Origin of the sequence: Bradyrhizobium sp. CSA207 (assembly GCF_029051685.1) — a bacterium.
GTDB lineage: Bacteria > Pseudomonadota > Alphaproteobacteria > Rhizobiales > Xanthobacteraceae > Bradyrhizobium.
Genome location: NZ_JAACFT010000083.1, coordinates 1 through 5,276, shown reverse-complemented (window position 1 = coordinate 5,276; position 5,276 = coordinate 1). Strand labels below are relative to the sequence as shown.

Annotated in this window: 6 protein-coding genes; 2 read left to right on the top strand and 4 right to left on the bottom strand. The window is 59.0% G+C overall.

Annotation, left to right across the window (positions count from 1 at the left end):
* Nucleotides 1-30: 30 nt before the first annotated feature.
* Nucleotides 31-399: an iron-sulfur cluster assembly accessory protein gene (locus tag GWG65_RS39850; protein ID WP_275200863.1), complete on the bottom strand. Its 369-nt coding sequence runs from the start codon at nt 397-399 to the stop codon at nt 31-33.
* A 276-nt stretch (nt 400-675) separates the two neighbouring features.
* On the opposite strand from GWG65_RS39850, the gene GWG65_RS39845 reads away from it, so the two are divergent.
* The gene (locus GWG65_RS39845) at nt 676-2,352 is read left to right on the top strand and encodes an ATP-dependent Clp protease adaptor ClpS (RefSeq protein WP_275200862.1); all 1,677 of its coding nucleotides are present in this window, start codon (nt 676-678) and stop codon (nt 2,350-2,352) included.
* 519 nt (nt 2,353-2,871) lie between these two features.
* On the opposite strand, the gene GWG65_RS39840 is transcribed toward GWG65_RS39845, so the two are convergent.
* The 3 genes from GWG65_RS39840 to GWG65_RS39830 all read right to left on the bottom strand — a co-directional run bounded on the left by GWG65_RS39840 (nt 2,872) and on the right by GWG65_RS39830 (nt 4,184).
* Nucleotides 2,872-3,396, bottom strand: coding sequence for a hypothetical protein (locus GWG65_RS39840; protein WP_275200861.1), 525 nt, complete (start codon nt 3,394-3,396; stop codon nt 2,872-2,874).
* 193 nt (nt 3,397-3,589) lie between these two features.
* The gene (locus tag GWG65_RS39835) at nt 3,590-3,982 is read right to left on the bottom strand and encodes a hypothetical protein (protein WP_275200860.1); all 393 of its coding nucleotides are present in this window, start codon (nt 3,980-3,982) and stop codon (nt 3,590-3,592) included.
* Nucleotides 3,912-4,184 (bottom strand): helix-turn-helix transcriptional regulator, encoded by a 273-nt coding sequence (locus tag GWG65_RS39830; RefSeq protein ID WP_275200859.1) that lies wholly within the window; start codon nt 4,182-4,184, stop codon nt 3,912-3,914. The genes GWG65_RS39835 and GWG65_RS39830 overlap by 71 nt, the downstream gene beginning before the upstream one ends.
* Before the next feature lie 211 nt (nt 4,185-4,395).
* Here GWG65_RS39830 and GWG65_RS39825 point away from each other — a divergent pair, with 211 nt between their 5' ends.
* On the top strand, nt 4,396-5,166 hold the full coding sequence (locus tag GWG65_RS39825; protein ID WP_275200858.1) for a methyltransferase domain-containing protein: 771 nt from the start codon (nt 4,396-4,398) through the stop codon (nt 5,164-5,166).
* Nucleotides 5,167-5,276: the final 110 nt, after the last annotated feature.

Here is a 5,276-nt window from a genome sequence, read left to right as displayed (position 1 = left end):
TCCAGGGCGACAAAGCGCCGGAGGCTCTGTTCATTCAGAACAGGGGCCATCTCCCGATAGCGCTTCCGCGCGGCGCGCGCCTGAGCGGCTCGAATCATCCCACGACGCTACGTCGCGCGACTCATCATTGGGAATTCCGCGCAAAAAATCCTCGCGATCTCTGGCAATTATGACGCAGTTGTTTATGGACGGGCCCTTATTGTCGACGACGAACACCTTGACGCCGTCGCGCTCGATCACGGTGTCGTCAGGCTTAGCCTCGTCGGCCAGGCTCATCCGGTATTTGAACCCGTCGCAGCCACCGGCCTCGACCATGATGCGCAGGCCGCTCGTCGGCTGCGCCGAAGCCGAGATCGCGCTCTTGAGCGCATTCACTGCGCTATCCGTCAGATTGATCATGGCTATCCTTTTTGCCTGGGTCGTTTGCATAGGAATTGGCGTCGCATGCCAGTGCGCCCGAGCTTGACATTGCTCACCTTTTCGAGATCGCGCCTGTTGGCTTTGCGGCGCGTGTAGGGTTGCTGACAAAGGTCTTCGAGGGATTGCGGCGGCTTTGCGTGTCTTCTTTATGGATTCCGCCGATGAAGCGTAAGGAACGCGGCGGCAAGCAATTTGCATTGCGTGTCTAAGCCGGCCGAAGTGTCCGGTGATGAGCTTAGATCGGAGACCACTTTCATGACGAACACTGCCGAACAACTAGAACACGCACCGGGGGTCTTTGTGGACAAGATCTGCGCAGGCGGTGCGCCCATTCAGCTTGTTTTGCACAATGACGGCAAGACGACTCTCGGTTTCGTGGTACGCCTGCTGCGCGAGGTATTCGACAAACAGGAGCGGGATGCCATTGCGCTCGCCAAACTCGTCTTGCAGCATGGCAAGGCCGTCTGCGGACGCTATCCTCCCTCAGTCGCAAAGGCGCTCCTCGAGGCGGCGCAAGAGCGTATCCGAGCTGAAGGATGTCCCCTGCTGATCACGGGCGAAGCCGCGGGCGAAGCGGACGGCCCCGACCTGTCCGACGTGCAATTCGAATATGCCTTCGAAGCGCTTGAGTGGCACTTCCCCAATATACCGCCGAGCGAACTCGCCACTACTGTGCGGCAATTCCCGGGCCACATGCAGGCCGATGTTCAGGTCGCGATCGATAAGCTATTCGCCGATCCGGTCCGCTTCTTCGGCGCCTATGAAGAACATAGGTACGAGACGCTTTCATTCGCTCGGATGAAACGGCGTGGACAGAATGCGATTTCGCTGGTGCCGCCGCAATATCACCAGGTTGATACTGGCGAGACGGCGCCGGTCAAATGCCTGTACAATGGACTGTGGCTTTGCCGGGCGAGCGAATTTTTCTATGCCGTCGTGCTCTCTACTGAGCTCGAGATCGAGCAAGAGTCGACGATCCGGATTGAAATCGTTGCCCCTGCGGGGTCTGGCGGCGAAGCCTTTGTTCAGCGCAGCTTTGACGAACTGGAACGGGCGGTGCACGCGGCACGTTCTTATCGCGGCAAGATCCTCTCATTCGAGAAAGGTGCGGATTACAGCGGCCGCTCAAGAGGCATCATGGTGCATCGATTGGCACCAGTGAGGCGCGAGGACGTGATCCTGCGGGAACAGGCTATCAAATTGCTTGATCGCAACGTGTTGAGTTTTGTCGCCACGCGCGGCGCACTCCGCCGATTCGGCCAGTCGACCCGCAAGGGCATCCTGCTCTATGGCCCGCCCGGCACCGGTAAGACCCACACCATCCGCTATCTCGCCACCAACCTACCGGGACACACCACGCTAATCATCACCGCCGAAGAGGTCGGTGAGCTGAGCGCCTATATGGCGCTCGCGCGCCTGCTGCAGCCTACCATGGTGGTGATCGAGGATGTCGATCTGATCGCCAGCAAGCGCGACCACTTGACAACATGTGAGGAGGCCGCGCTGAACAAGCTCCTAAATGAAATGGACGGCTTGAAGGAAGACGCTGACATCCTCTTCGTGCTCACCACCAACCGCCCCGAGCAACTCGAGGGCGCCCTGGCCGGTCGCCCCGGCCGCATCGACCAGGCGATCGAGATACCGCTGCCTGATACGACCGGCCGCGACAAGCTGATCCGGCTTTACGGCATGGGCCTGCCGCTTGAGGCGGAGATCGTAGCCGAGACGGTGCGCCGCACTGAGGGCGTCAGCGCCGCTTTCATTAAGGAGCTGATGCGACGCATTGCGCAATCATGCATCGCCCGTGACGGCGGAAACTCAGTGACCACAGCTGACATCGAGGAAGCGCTCGACGACATGCTGTTCACCGGCGGCCGCCTCAACGTGAAGCTCTTGGGTGGGGCCGGAGCGATGGCTGCGGGGTCTGAATGAAGGCGAAGGGAGGAAGATCACCCGCCAAGGGCTGCGCCAACTCCCGCATGCGCCGGGTGTCGACGACGCGTCTATGATTGATGAGCAGCGAGGCGGTTCGTGAACGCGAACCGCCGCGACAATCGCCCGCTCAACCGTCGCTCGTAATTCCTGTTCCATGCCGGCCTGCCCCCTACAGGCGGGCTTCGATATCACGAAGGCAACGCCTCGCCACAGCCGACATGCAATGAGCAGAGCAGATAAGCGGTAGCATGGAACTCTTATCGGAAGAGCAGGCTGGAATGGCGCAATTGTCGGACGATCAATTGGAGCTTCGCCATCCGTCAAGGAACGAGAACGGCTGCGGGATTGCCGGCGAAAAGTCCCTCTGCGAAAGCGTCCACCTGGTAGTACATGCGCATGCAGTTTTCTCCGGCCGATGGCATCGGCTGACTCATACCTCATGATGGGTCCGACGAGCCGACAAGACGCGACACCAACTCCTTAGTTGAACGATCGGCGTTTTCGGGATTAGGGACGTCAATTCGCGGTGCGCCAGTGCGCCTTGGCAGCTTCAGCCAAGGCTGTGTTTTCGCGCAGCGAGCGTTCCACGAACTTCTCTATTGCCGCTTTCACTTGTTTGCCTTGTTCCGAATACCGGCTCCCATGCACGATACGCTCGCGCAGGACGGGATCTTCAACGTGGAAACACACAACCAGAGCATCGCCAATCTCCCAGTCAGCTAGGTATTCAGGGCGAAGCGCAGCACTTTCAAATATAAAACCATCTCCCATTTGTCGTTGCGCTCTGATCTTCTCCCGAATGATTGGCCGCATATTCTCATGATGCGCCCGGAGGAACCAATGGATCGTGTCATTCGATAGACGATGATAGAATTCTACTACGGCGTCAGGCACGCCGGTCCAAGGTCGCTCTGGATGACGCCCTAACATGTCGGTCGAAATCACTGGCAAGCCGGTGGCCAGGCCGATGCGATGCGCACAGGTCGACTTCCCGACATGCGAGGTACCAATCAGGAATAAGTTTTTCGGTTGGGGTGTCATTGAACTATGTCGCTAGCGTCACGAGAGCAGAACCACTGTTTTGGCAAGCCATCGCTTGTCACGAGGAGACCTCGCCGGCTGGAAGAGCCCTCTCTGGGGGCGGCTCTACCACGGCGATGCACTCCCAACCACGGCAAACGTCAAGTTTCTTCCCCGACGACCACCGCCATCTGGAAGCGATCGAAACGGCCTGTCAGATTCTTGATCCGGCTCGAACAGTTCCGCTCGACTCGATTGAACCCTCAAGCATGCTCGCGAGAGCGAGGCAGAGAGAAGACGCTACATGCCCCGACCCCGCGCCGGGACTAAGCACAGCGAATTTGAGGTCGTCATGGCCGGGAAGGGAAAGGCTGACTTGCTCAAAGGCCAGAAGGCCATCTTGCGGGTGGTCAAATGTCCTTTCGCCGCCTTCACGCTCCAGCACCACACGTTGATGCCAGTATAGCTTGAACGTCTCGCTACGAGAGCTCAACTCATCGATCAGCCGCGAAATGGAGGGATCACTGAGGTGAGCGCTAAGGTCCGCACGAAATTCCGCCGGGCGAAGTGAGCAAATCGACGCAGGCGAGAAGCGAGGATGGAACATGGTCCGTCTCGCTTATGGGCTGATCCGGGTCCCACTTTGCGGCGAGTTCAAAGAGATAGGCCCGTCCGGCACGGCCGAGTCGCAGCGCCGTCGCGAGGCGCGCGTGCGCTTGCGCAGAGAGCGACATCTCCCGCCCCTGCTCGAGCCAAGTGTACCAGGTGACGCTGACACCGGAAAGTTGGGCGACTTCCTCTCTCCGCAAGCCCGGAGTACGGCGGCGGCCGGTGAGAGGCAGGCCGAGTCGGTTGGCTCTAACCGCTCCCTCATGGATCTGACGAAGTCTCCCAGTTCCCGAAGCTGGGTTGAAGCGGTCTGCTGGATCATGGTGAGAGTTTTACCAGCATAAATCTGAGGCTGAGACCAGTTTATGCCGCATGCTAGCGCCCTTGTGGCCAACAGTGGAGCTTGCGACGATGGAAAAGAGCCATGTAGCCCTGGTCGGCGATCAATTCGGATCCAGAGCCGACGCCTATTTGAAGAGCGCGGTGCATGCGCAGAGCCCGGATCTGGATGCGATGGTCTTGCTGATGCAAAACCGGACCGATGCCCGCGTCCTCGATCTCGGTTGCGGCGGTGGTCACGTCACTTTCAATGTCGCGCCCTTGGTCAAGGAGATCGTGGCATGTGATCTTTCACCGGAAATGCTGGACGTGGTCGCGCGCGCCGCGGGCGAACGCGGGCTGGAGAACGTGACGTGCGCCAGGGCGCCGTTGAAAGCCTTCCTTTCGATGAGAATAGTTTCGATGTCGTGCTCAGCCGTTTTCAGGGCGCGTAACTGGCGCGATCTTGACGCTGGGCTGGGCGAGGCACGGCGCGTTCTGAAGGCAGGGGGCACGATGGTAATCGTTGATACCGTCACGTCCAGCAATCCGCTCGTCGACACCTATTTTCAGGCGATCGAGCCCCTGCGGGATTGTTCACACGTTCGCAATTACTCGCGAGCCGAGTGGGAGGCTGCCATCGCCCGGGCGGGACTTCAAGGCCAATCCGTCGCACCGTTTCGGTTGCGGCTGGATTTCAAGGCTTGGGTCGAGCGCATGAATACGCCAAAGCTTCACGTGGATGCGATCCGATCACTTCAGAACGCAGTTTCGATTCTGGCCACCAAGCATTTCGAAACGGAAGCCGACGGCAGTTATCAAATCGACGTGGCTCTCTTCGAGGCAGTTAGGGCCCGTCCATAAATAACTCAGTCAATTCGTTTTGGAACGATGATGTTTTCGATGAGGTGAAATCGTATAGTTCCAGTCGCCATGGAACGAGTGGCGGGTGAGGTTGATGGCAGCCATCTGGA

Excerpts from the sequence above, each read along its gene's own strand:
- GWG65_RS39835 (WP_275200860.1), bottom strand. The coding sequence starts at position 3,982 with ATGTTCCATCCTCGCTTCTCGCCTGCGTCGATTTGCTCACTTCGCCCG.
- GWG65_RS39845 (WP_275200862.1), top strand. The coding sequence starts at position 676 with ATGACGAACACTGCCGAACAACTAGAACACGCACCGGGGGTCTTTGTG.
- GWG65_RS39850 (WP_275200863.1), bottom strand. The coding sequence starts at position 399 with ATGATCAATCTGACGGATAGCGCAGTGAATGCGCTCAAGAGCGCGATC.
- GWG65_RS39825 (WP_275200858.1), top strand. The coding sequence starts at position 4,396 with ATGGAAAAGAGCCATGTAGCCCTGGTCGGCGATCAATTCGGATCCAGA.
- GWG65_RS39840 (WP_275200861.1), bottom strand. The coding sequence starts at position 3,396 with ATGACACCCCAACCGAAAAACTTATTCCTGATTGGTACCTCGCATGTC.